General features: G+C 41.2%; 13 protein-coding genes. 3 read left to right on the plus strand and 10 right to left on the minus strand.

Features of this window, described 5'->3' with window-relative positions; translation table 11 throughout:
• Positions 1 to 35: 35 nt before the first annotated feature.
• The 6 genes from VB620_RS09770 to VB620_RS09795 form a co-directional block, all read right to left on the minus strand.
• On the minus strand, positions 36 to 1,448 hold the full coding sequence (locus tag VB620_RS09770; protein WP_323195956.1) for a polysaccharide biosynthesis/export family protein: 1,413 nt from the start codon (positions 1,446 to 1,448) through the stop codon (positions 36 to 38).
• A 155-nt stretch (positions 1,449 to 1,603) separates the two neighbouring features.
• On the minus strand, positions 1,604 to 2,326 hold the full coding sequence (locus tag VB620_RS09775) for a cyanoexosortase B system-associated protein (RefSeq protein ID WP_323195957.1): 723 nt from the start codon (positions 2,324 to 2,326) through the stop codon (positions 1,604 to 1,606).
• Positions 2,327 to 2,458: 132 nt separating this feature from the next.
• Complete coding sequence (gene crtB / locus VB620_RS09780) at positions 2,459 to 3,358, minus strand: cyanoexosortase B (RefSeq protein WP_323195958.1); 900 nt, start codon at positions 3,356 to 3,358, stop codon at positions 2,459 to 2,461.
• Between the two features lie 69 nt (positions 3,359 to 3,427).
• A complete protein-coding gene (locus VB620_RS09785) occupies positions 3,428 to 4,585 on the minus strand; it encodes a DegT/DnrJ/EryC1/StrS family aminotransferase (RefSeq protein ID WP_323195959.1) in 1,158 nt (385 codons plus the stop codon).
• A gap of 39 nt (positions 4,586 to 4,624) precedes the next feature.
• Positions 4,625 to 5,848 (minus strand): RNA-guided endonuclease InsQ/TnpB family protein, encoded by a 1,224-nt coding sequence (locus VB620_RS09790; RefSeq protein WP_323196004.1) that lies wholly within the window; start codon positions 5,846 to 5,848, stop codon positions 4,625 to 4,627.
• On the minus strand, positions 5,733 to 6,326 hold the full coding sequence (locus tag VB620_RS09795) for an IS607 family transposase (protein ID WP_323195960.1): 594 nt from the start codon (positions 6,324 to 6,326) through the stop codon (positions 5,733 to 5,735). The genes VB620_RS09790 and VB620_RS09795 overlap by 116 nt, the downstream gene beginning before the upstream one ends.
• A gap of 1,064 nt (positions 6,327 to 7,390) precedes the next feature.
• On the opposite strand from VB620_RS09795, the gene VB620_RS09800 reads away from it, so the two are divergent.
• Together VB620_RS09800 and VB620_RS09805 are read left to right on the plus strand one after the other, a co-directional pair.
• A complete protein-coding gene (locus VB620_RS09800) occupies positions 7,391 to 8,926 on the plus strand; it encodes a GAF domain-containing sensor histidine kinase (protein WP_323196005.1) in 1,536 nt (511 codons plus the stop codon).
• 123 nt (positions 8,927 to 9,049) lie between these two features.
• Entirely contained in the window at positions 9,050 to 10,465 is a 1,416-nt protein-coding gene (locus VB620_RS09805; protein WP_323196006.1) for an IctB family putative bicarbonate transporter, read from the plus strand.
• A gap of 251 nt (positions 10,466 to 10,716) precedes the next feature.
• Here the strand turns inward: VB620_RS09805 and smpB are convergent, their stop codons facing one another.
• Positions 10,717 to 11,184: an SsrA-binding protein SmpB gene (smpB, locus tag VB620_RS09810; protein WP_323195961.1), complete on the minus strand. Its 468-nt coding sequence runs from the start codon at positions 11,182 to 11,184 to the stop codon at positions 10,717 to 10,719.
• A 597-nt stretch (positions 11,185 to 11,781) separates the two neighbouring features.
• Here smpB and VB620_RS09815 point away from each other — a divergent pair.
• Positions 11,782 to 12,462, plus strand: a complete 681-nt coding sequence (locus VB620_RS09815) for a response regulator transcription factor (protein WP_323195962.1) — start codon at positions 11,782 to 11,784, stop codon at positions 12,460 to 12,462.
• A 3-nt stretch (positions 12,463 to 12,465) separates the two neighbouring features.
• Here VB620_RS09815 and VB620_RS09820 read toward each other — a convergent pair whose 3' ends face one another.
• The 3 genes from VB620_RS09820 to murB all read right to left on the minus strand — a co-directional run bounded on the left by VB620_RS09820 (position 12,466) and on the right by murB (position 15,006).
• A complete protein-coding gene (locus VB620_RS09820) occupies positions 12,466 to 12,975 on the minus strand; it encodes a low molecular weight protein-tyrosine-phosphatase (RefSeq protein WP_323195963.1) in 510 nt (169 codons plus the stop codon).
• Between the two features lie 548 nt (positions 12,976 to 13,523).
• Positions 13,524 to 13,871: a YbaB/EbfC family nucleoid-associated protein gene (locus VB620_RS09825; protein WP_323195964.1), complete on the minus strand. Its 348-nt coding sequence runs from the start codon at positions 13,869 to 13,871 to the stop codon at positions 13,524 to 13,526.
• Between the two features lie 112 nt (positions 13,872 to 13,983).
• Positions 13,984 to 15,006 carry a UDP-N-acetylmuramate dehydrogenase gene (gene murB, locus VB620_RS09830; RefSeq protein WP_323195965.1) on the minus strand — a complete coding sequence of 341 codons (1,023 nt, stop codon included), beginning with the start codon at positions 15,004 to 15,006 and terminating at the stop codon, positions 13,984 to 13,986.
• Positions 15,007 to 15,062 lie beyond the last annotated feature (56 nt).

The following is a 15,062-nucleotide window of genomic DNA, read 5'->3' on the forward strand; positions in this document are numbered from 1 at the left end:
CATCGCCATCAACTTTATAGCTTCCCATCACAGTCCTATCTATCGAACAATTCAAAGAAACGGATAAAACTGCGAGCATCGAAGAAAGGTCTAGTGATAGTACTAAATAGATTAGTAATTTTACCAATTAAATTCCGGCCAACAACAATCACATCATTATCTTGAAGCGCCACATTTTGGGAAGCATCACCAGACAAAGCTTTTCGGGCATCTAGTTTCTGGGTGACAGCTTTACCTTGTTCGGCATCGAAACGAATTAGGGCAATATCGCGGATGTTAGCACGATCTAAATTAATTCCTGCCAAAATATCGACAAAACTACTACCATTAGGCAGAGCTTGAGTGACAATTCCTGAGCCAGCATAGTTTAACACCCGGACGCGAATTTGCGGTACAGCTAAGGATGAACGCGCCACTAGGGTGCGATCGTAACCATCATTATTACCAACTTCCTGACGTGGGACAATGATCGCATCACCATCTTGTAAACGTAAACTCGGTAGTGACCCATCATTCTGCAATACTGCATACAAGTCTATAGTTTCTGAAATCACAGAACCATCCATCAATCTCCGACGCACTTTCACTTGGCGGAGGTCTGCGTTGCTTGTAGAACCACCTGCGATGAACAGAGCATCAGCAACACGAGGTGTAGAAGAACCCACTGGATAAATTCCTGGTCGAAAAACTTCACCGCTAATAGTAACTTGAACTGGTCGTGGCCTAGCCAGTGACACCACCAACATCGGTTCCACCAAAATATCAATTAAACTCTGGCGAATTTTTTCCTGTGCTTCTTGCAAACTTAAGCCTTCTACAGCAACTGTTCCCACTTGCGGAACTACTATATTTCCTTCTGGATCAACTTGGGCTTGAAAACTAGTATCTGGACGCTGGCCTGTTAAAGATAAAACAATTACCGGATCAATCACGAAGCGATCCAGCGACACCCGAATTTTTTCTTGCGCTTCTTCTAAAGTTAAACCTTGTAGAGACACCGTGCCGATCAGTGGCACAATTATGTTGCCTTCTGGATTGATTGAGGATTGAAAACTCAAATTAGGGAACCGTTGAACCGTAACGGTAATCGTATCACCTGTTCCTAAGCGGTATGGGCCAGGTGGGCGCTGAAATACAACACTAATTAAATCTCCTGGCCCCAAAAGATAGCGGTTGAGAGGGGAAGAAATTTCCTGATCAAAACTCTCAGCACCAGAGGGAGGCGCAGGTAATTCTAACCGTGGTTCTACGTCAACAGCACCAGAGGGAGGCACAGATTGTTGTAATAATTGTTCTAAATTAACTTCTTCAGATGGCAGAACAGGTAATTGTTCTGTGGATTTGTCGGGAGTTGATAAAGATTGAGCAACAACAGGTTGAACAGTAGTTGTCAATAAAATACTTAATGGAAAACCTAGAAAGTATAAGGTGCTGAAAGATACACGCATATCAAAAAATGAAATTATGGTAAAACTGAGATCAAAGTAAGTCTCACCAAATGATGATTTTACTCTGAAAATACTTTAAATCTGTAACAGTATAGTGCCACTTATAACTTTGTCATCGATTATTTCTGCACAAACCAATGCACCCGGAAGTTTTTCTAAAAGGGACTAGTCATTAATCTAGCTTGTACTGTTCTACCAAGAGACTCAGCTAAAGGCCAAGTAGTTTCCACTTGGCCGAAGGGTTCCATCGGAATTATAATACTGACACTAACCCAGGGAACACGAGTTTTTTGCCATTGTGCCAATTGGTCTGCAAAAAACCAGCGCAACGGTGATGGATGTCCACCATTGGGAGTAGCATACCATTGCAAGACAGCGAAAGTTTCCTGTGAAGTGGAGACGCGAAAAAACCTTGCTTGCACCTTCGTCTCACTATTTGCTCCTGATTTGGGGGGTTGATTTACAGTAAATTCCGCCAACCGATATTGCGCTATATCCCATTTTTTCCAGCGAGATTTTCCCCAGCTATTAACATCAGTCCATTCCACTTCTGGTTGATCCATCGGACCGTTTTGGGGATGTAATAGTAATATTGCCTGTTTTTGACTATTTTCTTCCTTGATAATCTGCAATGACCATCTACTGGTACTCACGAATTGTTCCGCTTGTTCGACAGTTTGCCAGTTAGGAACCGTTATCCCGATTTTACGGATTTGTCTCAATGCTGTGAGGTTGGGAACAGGTGGCGGTTCTTTCCATTCCCACCGTCCTTTGAAGTATCCGGGAAACCCTCCGATGACTAATAACAGTAGTAAAAAGGAAACCACAGCTACATGAGTTAATTGCTGTTCTTTGAAAAATTTAGATAAGGATTTCATCTGTAAAAATTGCGATATTGACGCAAAATATTTCGGTAAAAAACAGGTAAAAGCTTTTACTATTTTTCTGCTGAATGAGGGATAAAATCAGGGAAATTTGGGCTAGTTTTTTCCCTGTGTTTGTCTATTTTCTTATTCTAGATTTTCTGCTTCTGACTCCAATTCTAAATCTGTAGAGAAATAATTATTAATCCCATTCAGCAAAGGCACTAATAATAGCAGCATACCAGCAGAGTAAAGGTCTCCACCCCAACTGTCATGTAGCCATTTAAAAGCAGCTTCTCGCCCAGTACCGTGAAAAAAGCTGAGTAAAGTGTTACGCAGAATATTAGCAACAATGCTAATAACTAGGGCAAAAGATAAAAACCAAGCAGTTGTGCGCCGTGAAGATAATGAATCATTCCAATACAGCAGCATTAAGCTGACATAGAAAGTAGTAAATAACATTTTTAGCCCTGCACAGTAGGGCGCAACTTCGACAATGCGACCATTCACGTAGATGTTGATTCCATCAACGATGACTTTCATCCCCAATTGATTGAGGATGAAGCCTGCTGTGCCGGCAATGAAGCTTTGCAGAGGTAAGGTATAGGGAACTAGAAGATAGGGTAAGGCGGTTGGGGTTGCTAAAAATATCAGGAGTAAGGCGAATGCTTGCAGTCGAAACCCTGGTACACCTTTAAACCATAAGGACAATCCAGCCAGTATTGTCGGTAGGGAGAGATTAACCCACTCTGGAACACCACTGAGGTAAAATACCCCACCCATTGCTAGCAATACAGCACCTAAAGGATGGGCGGTATCTGGAAGACGATGCCACTTTTTTCGGTTTAACCAAATCAGGTAACTTGCAAATGGTAGACCAATGATACCGTGGCTAAAGTATTCGTGTTCGATGCTAATGTTTTTGTTGAGCCAACCATCCACCCAGTGCAGTAAGATAGGTGCGTACATTAGCACCAAAAATGCGAAAATTGCTATGTTTAGCAATTGTCCCGTATTTCTTTGTTTGATCTGTTGCTGAAATGCCATGATTAAAATCAATTGAGAATTAACAACTTAAAGTCTAGAACTGCTGGTAGTTGTTATGCACAGGAAAAATCAAATACATAATAACCTTTGTTTTTCATTACTGAGACTGGATGTGATGGCGGCTACAACTTCTTGAATTTGGTTATGCTTTAAGCCTGGGTACATGGGTAAGGACAAGATTTGCTCGGAAAGCTTTTCGGCTTGGGGAAAGTCTCCTGGTTTATAGCCTAAGTGCTTAAAGGCTGGTTGCAGATGGCAAGGAATTGGGTAATGGATACCTGTTTGGATTCCGAGTGCTGTGAGTTTGTCTTGGATTTGCTGGCGTTCTAGGACACAAGTGTGATCAATTTTGATGACATACAAATGATAAACGTGTCCGTTGCTGCTTTGGTTTTCTACGGGAATAATCCCAGCATCTGCTAAGGGTGCTAGTGCCAGATCATACTGCTGGGCTATATTCAGGCGATCGCTATTCCATTCAGGTAAATGTGGTAGTTTTGTTAATAAAACGGCTGCTTGCAATGTATCTAAACGACTGTTGGTTCCCATTTCTACATGGAAATACTTTTGCGATGCACCATAATTTCGCAGGCGCTTCATTTTTTCTGCAACATCTGAATCTCGCGTCAGTAGCATTCCTCCATCCCCAAATGCTCCCAAATTTTTGCTGGGATAAAAACTAAAAGCTGCACCTATCCCCACTGAACCAGCGCTATATCCTTCTCTTGCGGCTAAATGAGCTTGGGCTGCATCTTCAAAAATTAGTAGTTTATAAGTCTCAGCAAAGTCTAATAGCTGTTGGGGTGATACCATTTGCCCGTACAGATGGACGGGAATAATTGCCTTTGTCTTGGGTGTAATTGCTTTGGCGGCGGCTTCTAGGTCAATTAAGGCTGTTTGGGGATCACAATCTACTAGAACAGGTTCAGCGCCAGCCGCTAACACTCCTATTAAGGTTGCCACAAAGGTGTTAGCTGGTAAAATCACTTGATCACCAGGACCAATATTACAGGCTTGTAAACCGAGTGCGATCGCATCTGTTCCTGATGCCACACCTACACCATATTTTGTGCCAGATGCTGCTGCAAAAGCTGCTTCAAAATTTGACAGTGCCTTCCCTAAAATAAAATCTCCCTGTGCTAATACATCCTGTATTGCCTGTTGCAATTGCTTTTGAATCGACTCGTGTTGTAAATGTAGGTCTACAAAAGGAATGTTACAATTCATATTTTTCTTATCTATCCGATACTTTTTTGCTAACATTAATTAACAAATAGACTCCTTAAGAGAGGGCGTATCAACCAATGCACGAAGGAAAATCCCTCGCGCACCATTCATGTCCCGGCTCATCACCTGCCCGTCAGATGGAGACTTAACGAATTTAGCACCACCAAGGTTGGGGATTATTTCACCAGTCCAACTGACTGTTTTTGATGTGTACGCTTCGTTGACATCCATAACTACTTTATTAGTCTCAAAAGCCTTATGCTTAAGAAGCTGCTTAAATCGGTAGTGAGAGAGTGTTAACATTTGGCGCACTGACTTTGACCTAATCCGTCGCTTCGCCCTTACGGGTTCGGGAGTTCCTACACTTGGGGAAACCCCAAGACCGGACTCCCTCACCTTCTTAGACATTTGAGATGTTTCAAAGGTTGGCAGTAAAATAATGTCAAAGTTATCAACCAAAAATCGAGCAGTTTTCTTGTGCAATTCGTCTACAAGGTTTTTGATTTTACCTCGCAGTCTACTGGCGGCAAGCTTCATCCTTCTTCTTTGTTTGCACTTGGCTTTAGTGAATTTAGAAATTAACTTATCCAAACGAAAACATAGCTTCTGAATTGGCAAATTAGCAGATGTTCCAATTTCACCAAAATTACATTCAGAAAAGAAGGTGATAAATGTTCTGATGCCGGGGTCAAGTGCTACAACACGTCCTTGGTTATCAGACTTCTGTTGTGGCACGTCCTCTGGAACTGTCAAATAGTAATCACGGTAGGCAAACACTAAACGACAGTCCCCAAAGCTTTGCGGTAAGGCTTCTTTAAAGGTTACCTTACCTAATATAGTGTGGTAAATTCCCACATCTTTTACCGCCGATTTAGGAATGTAGCAAGATTGTACAGCGTCTTTTCTTGACCTAAATCTCATCTTGCTAATACCACCACCGGTTTTAAACTTTTTCTTGGCATTGCTGACAGACTTACAAGCATCTTTGATGGCGATTGATTTAATTTGATAAGGGACTGATTTACTCCATTCTGGTAGTCCATTCAATATGTCAGTCTTAATCGCTTTCCAGTTAGCCTTAACGCTAGAGTCTTGCAGCAACTTGACAGTAGTGTTGTAGACAAATCTGGATACACCAAACCACTGTTTAACGATCCGCCTCTGCTCCGTTGTGAGGAAGATCCGGATCTTCCTTGATTTTTTTACTGTACTTCCTGAGTCCGTGCATCCGACAAGAGAAGAGGTGGAGGATGGAGAGAAGATCCGAGGTAAGCTCTGACTCTGGGCAGTGTACAGTGTTGTCGAGAACCACGATCTGTCCACCGTTTTGCTCGACCATGTACTGAATAAGCTCGAATCCAAACCTTGCGAGTCGGTCACGACAGGCAACAACAAGCGTGAGCTTATCTCCCCGCATAAGTCTGTCCAGTAAGGCTTGCAATCCTTTCCTTTTAAAGTTGATTCCACTGCCGATGTCTTTGATGATTTCGGCATCTGGGTAGAGTGATTGCATGTAAGCAATTTGTCTACCAAGGTCGTCTCGTTGTTTGGTTGAACTGACTCGGCAGTAACAAATAATGGAAGCTCTAGTTGCACCACGAAGGTAGGACTCGACGTTAAAGAGTCTTTGTCCTGCTTCGTTTTTGATGCTTTCAATCTTGCCATTATCTGCGTACTTTCTTAAAGTGTTTGGGTGCAATCCCAGTTTTTTGACTGCTTCTCTTAGTGGTACATAAGCCATACTACTATATTAGCATTTATTAGCATATGTAATCTATTGTTAGCAAATACGTAACTATTGAATAACCTCAAAAATAAATATCAAATTTTTGCATATAAATACAAGCCTTTACTCACGAAGTAATAGTAAAGTTTGAATCAAGTATTTATTTAGTTCAAAAATTTAATTCCATCAGCTGATTGATTTTCACTTTGCATCTACAAACTTTGTATAAAAATAGCACCTTTTACTATTTTTTGTGTCAGATATACTTAAAAAAGTAAAATCAACCATGTTCGTATTTATTTATACTAATTGTTTGTAAATGGGGATGAGGGTAAAAGCTTTGCGGTGTCTAACTTCTATGATCAGTTTATCTCCTAACGTCTTTGGCGATCGCTATAAGTTGACCTCACACTCAGAGATGAAGGAGAGTAAACTTACAGACGGCGTAGTACCCGCTAGGAACAAAAGAAATAAGTTTAACTCTACTCACTACATTTCCTGAAATATAGAGGAATAGCAGATGAAATAATTCATATTATCCAGGTATTTCTTGGGAAAACTATTTGTATTCTGTCGTAATTTCAGAAATAAGATGAATATAGAGCGACCATAAGATAGACATATAATCTATTTTTCATTAGTAAAAAACTATCAATATCTGCCAAGCGCACGCATAAAATTGACAACTATTTTATAAGAATTACAGATTAAAAATTAGATAAATTTTTCTGGAGATTGAATATCTAGTACGACTTACGCATAATCTACGTTTTCTTGGCGTTCTACAGCCCTTGCGGGCAGGGCGGCTTTTCGCGCACGATAAATCAAGATTTTTGGCAATTGTTGCGTAAGTCCTGTCTAGTATTAAATGACACTCACGAAATATTAGAGTAACGCCATTTGCCATCAAAACTTCAAATAAGGCAGATTACGTCACCTGTTCACGAGTAGAGAATAAAATTTTTGCATTTGGTTGATTAGCAATGAAATTGGGGAATGCTTAAAGGTAGAAAATCATAACCTAAACTCAGTGGTTATATAAATTACAAGATTGAGAAAATATCAAGGTAGCAGTCGTGATGGTAGAGCCTGAAAAAAACTTGCTTGGCTTCCAGGATGGTTGGGTTTTTGAAGAAGCAAAAGAAATACAACGCCTAGAAGCATTATCAGAATTAGGTTTGCGGCGATTAGAAACCATTCCGGTTTTTGAAGAAGCCACTCAAACTGCTGCCCACTTTTTAGAAGTGCCTATTTCTATATTGGGATTTGTCAATCAAGAATTTCATTGGTTTAAGTCAGCTGTGGGTTTATCTCGGCTGGGACTAATGAATCATCTCGCAGAAAACCGTCAGTTGTTACGTGAAGAATCTTTTTGCACCCAAGTCGTTGAAAGTTCTCGGTTACTTATCATTAATGATACAAAAAAAGTCAGTAGTTCATTGATAAAACATATCACATTGGTAAAGGATTATGGTATCCGTGCCTACTTAGGAGCGCCTCTAATTGATGCTGCGGGAAATTGTTTGGGTGCATTGGAAGTCATCGATTTAGTGCCACGTAACTTTACAAATAGGGAGATTGAATTTTTACAAATAATAGCTCGTTGGTGTATGAGTGAATTTGAGCGTAACCGAATGCTGCGGTCAAAAAATTTAGCAACAACTTCATATAATCCTGCGGCGAAACCAGTTAATGATCAACAGACTAGTGGTGTGAGAGCCACCCGATCTACTTTAGCCACAGAATGCGATTCTACTAAGCGACTACAACTGCAACTCTTGGGACATATTACTCAGGAGTTACGTACACCGTTAACATCTGTACTAGGGATGGCTGGGATGTTAGGACGTGAGATTTATGGGCCTTTAACGATCAAACAGAGGGAATACCTGGAAATCATTCAAAATAGTGGACGGTATTTGTTGTTTTTAGTTAACGAAATCACCGAACTAGGAACGTTGGATAAAGAATGGTCTGTACTAAATTTATCTCCTGTAAATATTGAAATGCTATGTCAACAAGTTATAAATACTGTCCAAGAAGCAGCTAACCGCCGTGAGCAAAATATTCACCTGTCTATAGAGCCAGGATATGAACGGATTTGGCTTTTGGATAAAGATAAGGTACGACAAATCCTGTATCACCTAATTTTTAGCGTTATTCAAGTTTCTGCGACAGAGAGTATCGTCAGAATTCATATTTCTGATTACCAAAATCAGGTGAATATTACTGTTTGGGTGTGTCATCCTTGGCTCGGAGATGGCATAACGGAGGTTGATTCCTATTTTCAGCTTAATTCTTTATCGAGGCTGGAACTGACAGGGGAAGATACATATACAGAAAAACAGGGGGAGTCAGGAATGGAAGTTTTAGTGGAGAAAAGATTGAACTTGAATGGTTCTGACTCAGATTCCTTGATGATTAATTCTGCTGAGGATGAGGCTATAGCTCGTGGTAACTTGACGCGGGAACGTTTGGGTTTGTTGTTAAGCGTTGATCTGGCAAAATTTCACGGGGGTAAGATCACAATTCAAGGTTCACCAGAATCAGGACAACGCTATGTATTATCTTTGCCATTACAGATGGCTACTTCGTCAGAGAATATCACGGATTAATTAAACTGGCTAATTACGCAATTATTATCCACCAGAAATAATTCTGCATACAATGGCAATTATTACTGAAAAATCCCACCGATTTTTAGCTGTGGGAGTGTTTATTGGTTGTTACCCTGCATGATGAATTTAGTCTGGCAACGATTTACTTTATCTTATTTACCGCTCAAAGAATATCTAGCAACGAGCTATTTACGTCGGTTTTTGGTGGGGTTATTGCATTCTTGGCGGCAAAGTAGCCTTTTGATGCAGTGGGGAGACTCAATAGCAGCCGTTTTACTGAGTTTGGTGTATGCTCTTGCTCCTTTTGTGTCGAGTAGCCTTGTAGGATTATTGTTAGTAGCTTGTGTAGGATTTTGGCTGCTGTTGACTTTATCCGATGAATCAGCGCCAGCAAATACACCTTTATTTACACCAATTCACTTGCTGGTGTTGCTTTACTGGTCAATTGCTGTGGTGTCTACTGCTTTGTCACCTGTGAAACAGGCTGCTGTTAAAGATTTGGTGGTATTGACACTTTATCTATTGCTGTTTGCTCTTTGTGCGAGGGTTTTGCGATCGCCTCGTTTACGCTCTTGGATAATTACTCTGTATTTGCATATATCTTTAATAGTTAGTATATACGGCTTGCGGCAGTGGTTTTTTGGAGCTACAGCCCTGGCGACTTGGGTAGATCCACAATCTCCCCTTGCTAAGACGACTAGGGTCTATAGTTATTTGGGTAATCCGAATTTGTTGGCTGGATATCTTTTACCAGCTGTCATTTTAAGCTTGGTAGCTATTTTTGCCTGGAAAAGTTGGATTCAGAAGGCTTTAGCGTTAACTATGTTTATTGCTAATGCGGCTTGTTTGGTTTTGACTTTTAGTCGTGGTGGCTGGATTGCTCTAGTGGTGGGTGTGTTGACTGCGATCGCTTTGCTAGTTTATTGGTGGAGTGTGCAAATGTCTCCTTTTTGGCGTACTTGGTCATTGCCAATGATGTTAGGCGGTACGATGGGCTTGCTGTTGCTAGCAGTCATATTTGTCGAGCCAGTCCAACTCAGAGTCTTGAGTATTTTTGCAGATCGCCAAGATAGCAGTAATAATTTTCGCCGCAATGTTTGGGATGCTGTTTTCGAGATGATTGGCGATCGCCCCATAATTGGAATTGGCCCTGGTCACAATTCTTTTAATAAAATCTACCCCCTCTATCAACGTCCTCGTTATACAGCTTTAAGCGCCTATTCACTCTTTTTAGAGATAGCTGTAGAAACTGGTTTTGTGGGTTTAGCCTCTTTTCTCTGGCTGATAATAGTAACTTTCAATCATGGATTTGTGCAACTGCGACGATTGCAGCAATCTAGAAATGTAGAGGGATTTTGGTTGATCGGAGCATTAGCCACTGTAGCAGGAATGCTGGCTCACGGGACTGTGGATACCATTTGGTTTCGCCCTGAAGTCAATAGCCTATGGTGGTTAATGGTGGCTGTAATTGCTAGCTACTGGAAACCCATAGCTCAAAACGTTCATTCATCTCCGGGAGAACCTCACACTAACTAGAACTTCGCAATATCCCATAATTAAGGAGCTATAATCCAGGACCGTCTTGTAGCTCCTGAAGATAACATCAACTTGCTCTCAACTCACACTGAAGATATACAAAATATAGTACCCACCAAGGTGGTTAGGACACAAACGGATTATAAAACCATTGTAATTAAAGAGTTTCAAGGCTTCTCCCTGCTCCCCTGCTCCCTGCTCCCCTGCTCCCTGCTCCCCTGCTCCCTGCTCCCTGCTATACTTGCTTAGGCTTAATAACTTTTCATCGCCCGTTGCATATCACGTTGATCCTGGCGTTTTTTCAGTGATTCCCGTTTATCATGGATTTTTTTACCTTTACCGAGGGCTATACTTACTTTTACCCAGCCTCGTTTGAGGTACATTTTTAAAGGCACTAGTGTTAAACCTTGCTGTTCTACCTTACCAATTAACTTCCGAATTTCTTGGCGATGTAACAACAGTTTGCGGGTACGGCGCGGTTCATGATTAAAATATTGACCACTAGCGTTGTAAGGAGAAATATGGACGTTGATCAGCCATGCTTCGCCATTACGAATCAAAGCATAACCATCTTGGAGATTAACTCGACCTGCGCGAATCGATTTCACTTCTGTTCCTGCTAACTCAACTCCAGCTTCAAAAGTTTCCAGGATTTCATATAAATAACGGGCTTGACGGTTATCACTAATAACTTTGTAACTTTCGCTCTTTTCGCTCATTGAAAAAATTTTGTGTGCTTTAAATGTGCTGCAAAAATTTTGGGGCTAGCTTGTCTGCCATATTCTTTATAATTTAGCTTTTTCCCTTTTCCATTAAAAGTTTCCCAATTTGACACTCCCCGGCGTGAACGCACGGGGATTCTTGGATATAAGACATAACTTGCTCATGCAGGTTTTCACCAACATGAGTAGAGGTGTAAAAACTCTAGAAAAGTTATGGCAATTTAAATATTAATTTACACTATATTCCTGAATATCTGTATCTTATGGCTTTATTGTTAAGAATTAAAAAGCCACACTGAGCTTCTGAGCATTAAATATCAAATTATGTTAAGATTCATGAAGTCTTACTTAGTATTTAAGATTTTCTTTATAAATCTACCCTTAGACAGTCATTAGCTGGTGATCCTGTCATAGGATGAAATATAGGAACACTATATTTACCTGTGTTCACTGATTTCGCTCGCTGACATGGCAATCGCCAAGGAGGTTAAAAAACAAACAGATAATTAAACTCTATCAATTAGTGAGTTTCCAGCTTGTTCCTTTATATATAAGTCAGTTTCTGAGTAAAAAAATGCTAGGGGTGTACTGTCAATGCCCTTGACTATTCTTATTGTGGATGACGATCTGGGTACTCGTCTCTCTATTAGTGATTATCTTGAGCTGTCTGGCTATTCCGTGGTGACGGCGAATGATGGTCAAGAAGCTTTGGGAATGGTAGATAATTACCATCCTGATTTGATCGTTACAGATATTGTCATGCCACGGATGAACGGCTATGAACTGGTACGTCAGGTACGCCAACAATCTGCATTCCGGTTATTACCTGTAATTTTATTAACAGCACGCACCAAGACCCAGGAAAGAATTCTGGGTTACCAATCTGGTTGCGATTTATACTTACCCAAGCCTTTTGAATTAGAAGAGTTAGCAGCAGCAATTCGTAATCTTTTAGAGCGATCGCGTATTATTCAATCTGAGTACCGATGTTTTCATAAAGAGAACTTAGGCACTTTCGTAACAAAAGAGATAGAAACATCCAATTCTCTATCTACTCATGTTCAGCAATCCCAGATGTTAGAATCTTTGACACCCAGAGAACAGGAAGTCTTGGAACTGTTGACTCATGGTTTTTCTAATATTGATATGGGACACCAACTGCACTTGAGTCCGAGAACAGTAGAAAAATATGTAAGTAGTTTATTAAGAAAAACTGCCACCAGCAACCGGGCGGAGCTGGTGCGTTTTGCCATTAAGCATGGCCTGGTTGAATAGCCTTTAGGTCTTGAGGTGATGACTAGTAATATGTGCGAGTAGACCTTCACAGGCATCCATAAGCAAATCAATCACTTGATTAAAGCCCTCCACACCACCATAGTATGGATCTGGAACTTCCTTAAGGGTGTGCTGAGAGCAAAATTGACAAATCAGGTAAACTTTGTCGTTATATTGCCCAGTGGGGTCAAGAGCGAGGATATTATCATAATTTTCTTGATCCATGGCCAAAATCATATCAAACTCCTGAAAGTCTAATTTTTGAAATTGGCGACCTTCACCACGCAACTTAATCCCCAACTTAGCCGCAGCAGCAGCACTCATACGTCGGTCGGGTGGACTACCAATGTGATAACTAGACGTACCAGCAGAATCACAGAGGATGCGTACACCTTTGGTGTCGGCGCAGCCATCGCTTAAACCAGCCTGTTCAATCAGATGATTCATAATGTTTTCTGCCGATGGTGAACGACAGATATTCCCCAGACAGACAAACAGCAGCTTGTAAGGCATAAATAGTTCACAGGTCAAAAGTCTACAGTCATCAGTCTAATAGTTTATGACTTATGACTAATGACTAATGATTGAGAGTGACATACTCCTATACTGATGCAAGCATACAGTTTAGGCTTCTCAGTGACTCTTCTATGAAGACATTGACTGAGCTTTGTTTTAAGTCCACGAGAAGCCCCTCCGCAGACTATGCAATTTCTTACCTTGTACCCTACAAATTTTACTGTCCTGGATGAGATGCTGGCTTATTCGCGCTATAGGACAAACCCGGAGGTGATCTGTATTAATCAAGATGTGCCTACTTGCTTCTATGCTGTGCAACGGAGTCGCTTACCAATAATCGCAATGCTATTGGACAGAGGCTTATCAGACACCAATATGGGTGAAGTCAACCAAATCCATTATACCAAATTTAAAATATTTTGCTCGTTTCCTCCGTGTCTCCCTTCCTCGCTGTCGCATTGGTCGGGAGACTGTCGTCAATTCACGCGCAATTCATCTCATCACTTAACACGATAGTGGAAGTGAGAGGCTTCTTGCTGTTTAAGCTAAAATCCAGGTAGTTCCAGACCGCTAGTCAATTCTTCCATCCGTTCCCGCATTGTTGCAGTGGACTTAACGTAAGCATCTTTCATTGCAGCTGTCACGAGGTCAGAAAGTAATTCTGCACCTTGTTCTAAGGCCTCTGGGGCAATTTCTACCCGCTTGGGTTCTTGGTTACCACTAACGATGACTTTTACCAGTCCACCCCCGGATTCTCCCTGGATATCCATTTGCTCCAATTCTTCTTGAAGCTGTTTAGCACCTTCTTGAACTTGCTGCGCCTTTTTGAAAGCGTCCGCGAGTTCCTTCATTTTTCCCAAACCAAAACCGAATCCCTGTCCTTTTCCTGTCATGATCGATTATCCCTGTGTAGGTTAAATAACAAAATCAAATTCAATTATAGATGCGGTCGGCAATTTGCCTGTTTTATTACCAATAATTAATTCTGGGTATGCAGTCCCCAGTTTAACCAGCCGCCTGAAACTCACCAATCATTTTTACTTCTGGCTGTAAGCAAATCGACCAACGTTCTTTTACTTGTTGCTGGATATGATGAATTAACGAAAAGATATCGCTAGCCTTGGCCCCGCCACGATTAACAATAAAGTTTGCGTGTAGTAATGCTACTTGCGCTCCGCCAATTTGGTAACCTTTTAAACCTGTTTGTTCAATTAACCAGCCAGCCGTATAAGGTGTAGGATTACGGAACACGCTGCCACAACTAGGAAAATTGTAAGGCTGGGTAGTTAGTCGGTGTTGTTTGTGTTGCTTGGTTGCTGCCAATACTAGTGCTGGATCAGTACCAGGTTGGAGTTGAAATGTGGCTTGGGTAACAATAGGTTGACAACCGCACTCTGTGGAAGATTGGTTACTTTGCAGTGATGAACTCCGATAGCTGTAACCTATTTGGGCGCGGGTGAGAGTTTCTAATGTGCCATCAGGGGAAAGTACTTGGGCGCTGACTAACATATCTGCAATACAGCTATTATGCGCCCCAGCATTCATGACTACAGCACCACCAACAGTACCAGGGATACCCACAGCCCACTCTAATCCTTCCCAGCCTAATTTTGCGGCTTCCCATGCCAAAGTGGGAATTGATTCTCCTGCTGCTACGGTTAATTGACCTGTTTGGGGATCAAAGTAGCTATGGCGCAAATGACGAGTGGAAATTACTAGTCCTGGTAAACCGCGATCGCTCACCAAGAGATTAGAACCGCCACCTAGTATTGTTACAGGTAATTCATGTTCCTTGGCATACTCAATGCTAGCCTGTAGTGCCTCTAAATTACGAGGAGCAACATACCATTCCGCAGACCCCCCCACTCTATAAGAAGTAAATGCAGATAAAGAAGCTTGTGACTTAATAATACAATCAGTGCCTTTTAAGTAAATTATTTTACTATCACTCGAGTCTTCTGTTTTTTGCTTCTGTGTATTTGAAGCAATAATTGTGCAGACATTTCCATCTGCCTGGGAAATTTTCATTTTTACGTAAATTTTGTGAAATTTTTACATTTAACTGCCGTAAAAGTACAGCAATA

Source organism: Nodularia harveyana UHCC-0300 (assembly GCF_034931085.1).
Taxonomy (GTDB): Bacteria; Cyanobacteriota; Cyanobacteriia; order Cyanobacteriales; family Nostocaceae; genus Nodularia; species Nodularia harveyana.

Excerpts from the sequence above, each read along its gene's own strand:
- VB620_RS09770 (WP_323195956.1), bottom strand. The coding sequence starts at position 1,448 with ATGCGTGTATCTTTCAGCACCTTATACTTTCTAGGTTTTCCATTAAGT.
- VB620_RS09775 (WP_323195957.1), bottom strand. The coding sequence starts at position 2,326 with ATGAAATCCTTATCTAAATTTTTCAAAGAACAGCAATTAACTCATGTA.
- crtB (WP_323195958.1), bottom strand. The coding sequence starts at position 3,358 with ATGGCATTTCAGCAACAGATCAAACAAAGAAATACGGGACAATTGCTA.
- VB620_RS09785 (WP_323195959.1), bottom strand. The coding sequence starts at position 4,585 with ATGAATTGTAACATTCCTTTTGTAGACCTACATTTACAACACGAGTCG.
- VB620_RS09795 (WP_323195960.1), bottom strand. The coding sequence starts at position 6,326 with ATGGCTTATGTACCACTAAGAGAAGCAGTCAAAAAACTGGGATTGCAC.
- VB620_RS09800 (WP_323196005.1), top strand. The coding sequence starts at position 7,391 with ATGGTAGAGCCTGAAAAAAACTTGCTTGGCTTCCAGGATGGTTGGGTT.
- VB620_RS09805 (WP_323196006.1), top strand. The coding sequence starts at position 9,050 with ATGAATTTAGTCTGGCAACGATTTACTTTATCTTATTTACCGCTCAAA.
- smpB (WP_323195961.1), bottom strand. The coding sequence starts at position 11,184 with ATGAGCGAAAAGAGCGAAAGTTACAAAGTTATTAGTGATAACCGTCAA.
- VB620_RS09815 (WP_323195962.1), top strand. The coding sequence starts at position 11,782 with ATGCCCTTGACTATTCTTATTGTGGATGACGATCTGGGTACTCGTCTC.
- VB620_RS09820 (WP_323195963.1), bottom strand. The coding sequence starts at position 12,975 with ATGCCTTACAAGCTGCTGTTTGTCTGTCTGGGGAATATCTGTCGTTCA.
- VB620_RS09825 (WP_323195964.1), bottom strand. The coding sequence starts at position 13,871 with ATGACAGGAAAAGGACAGGGATTCGGTTTTGGTTTGGGAAAAATGAAG.
- murB (WP_323195965.1), bottom strand. The coding sequence starts at position 15,006 with ATGAAAATTTCCCAGGCAGATGGAAATGTCTGCACAATTATTGCTTCA.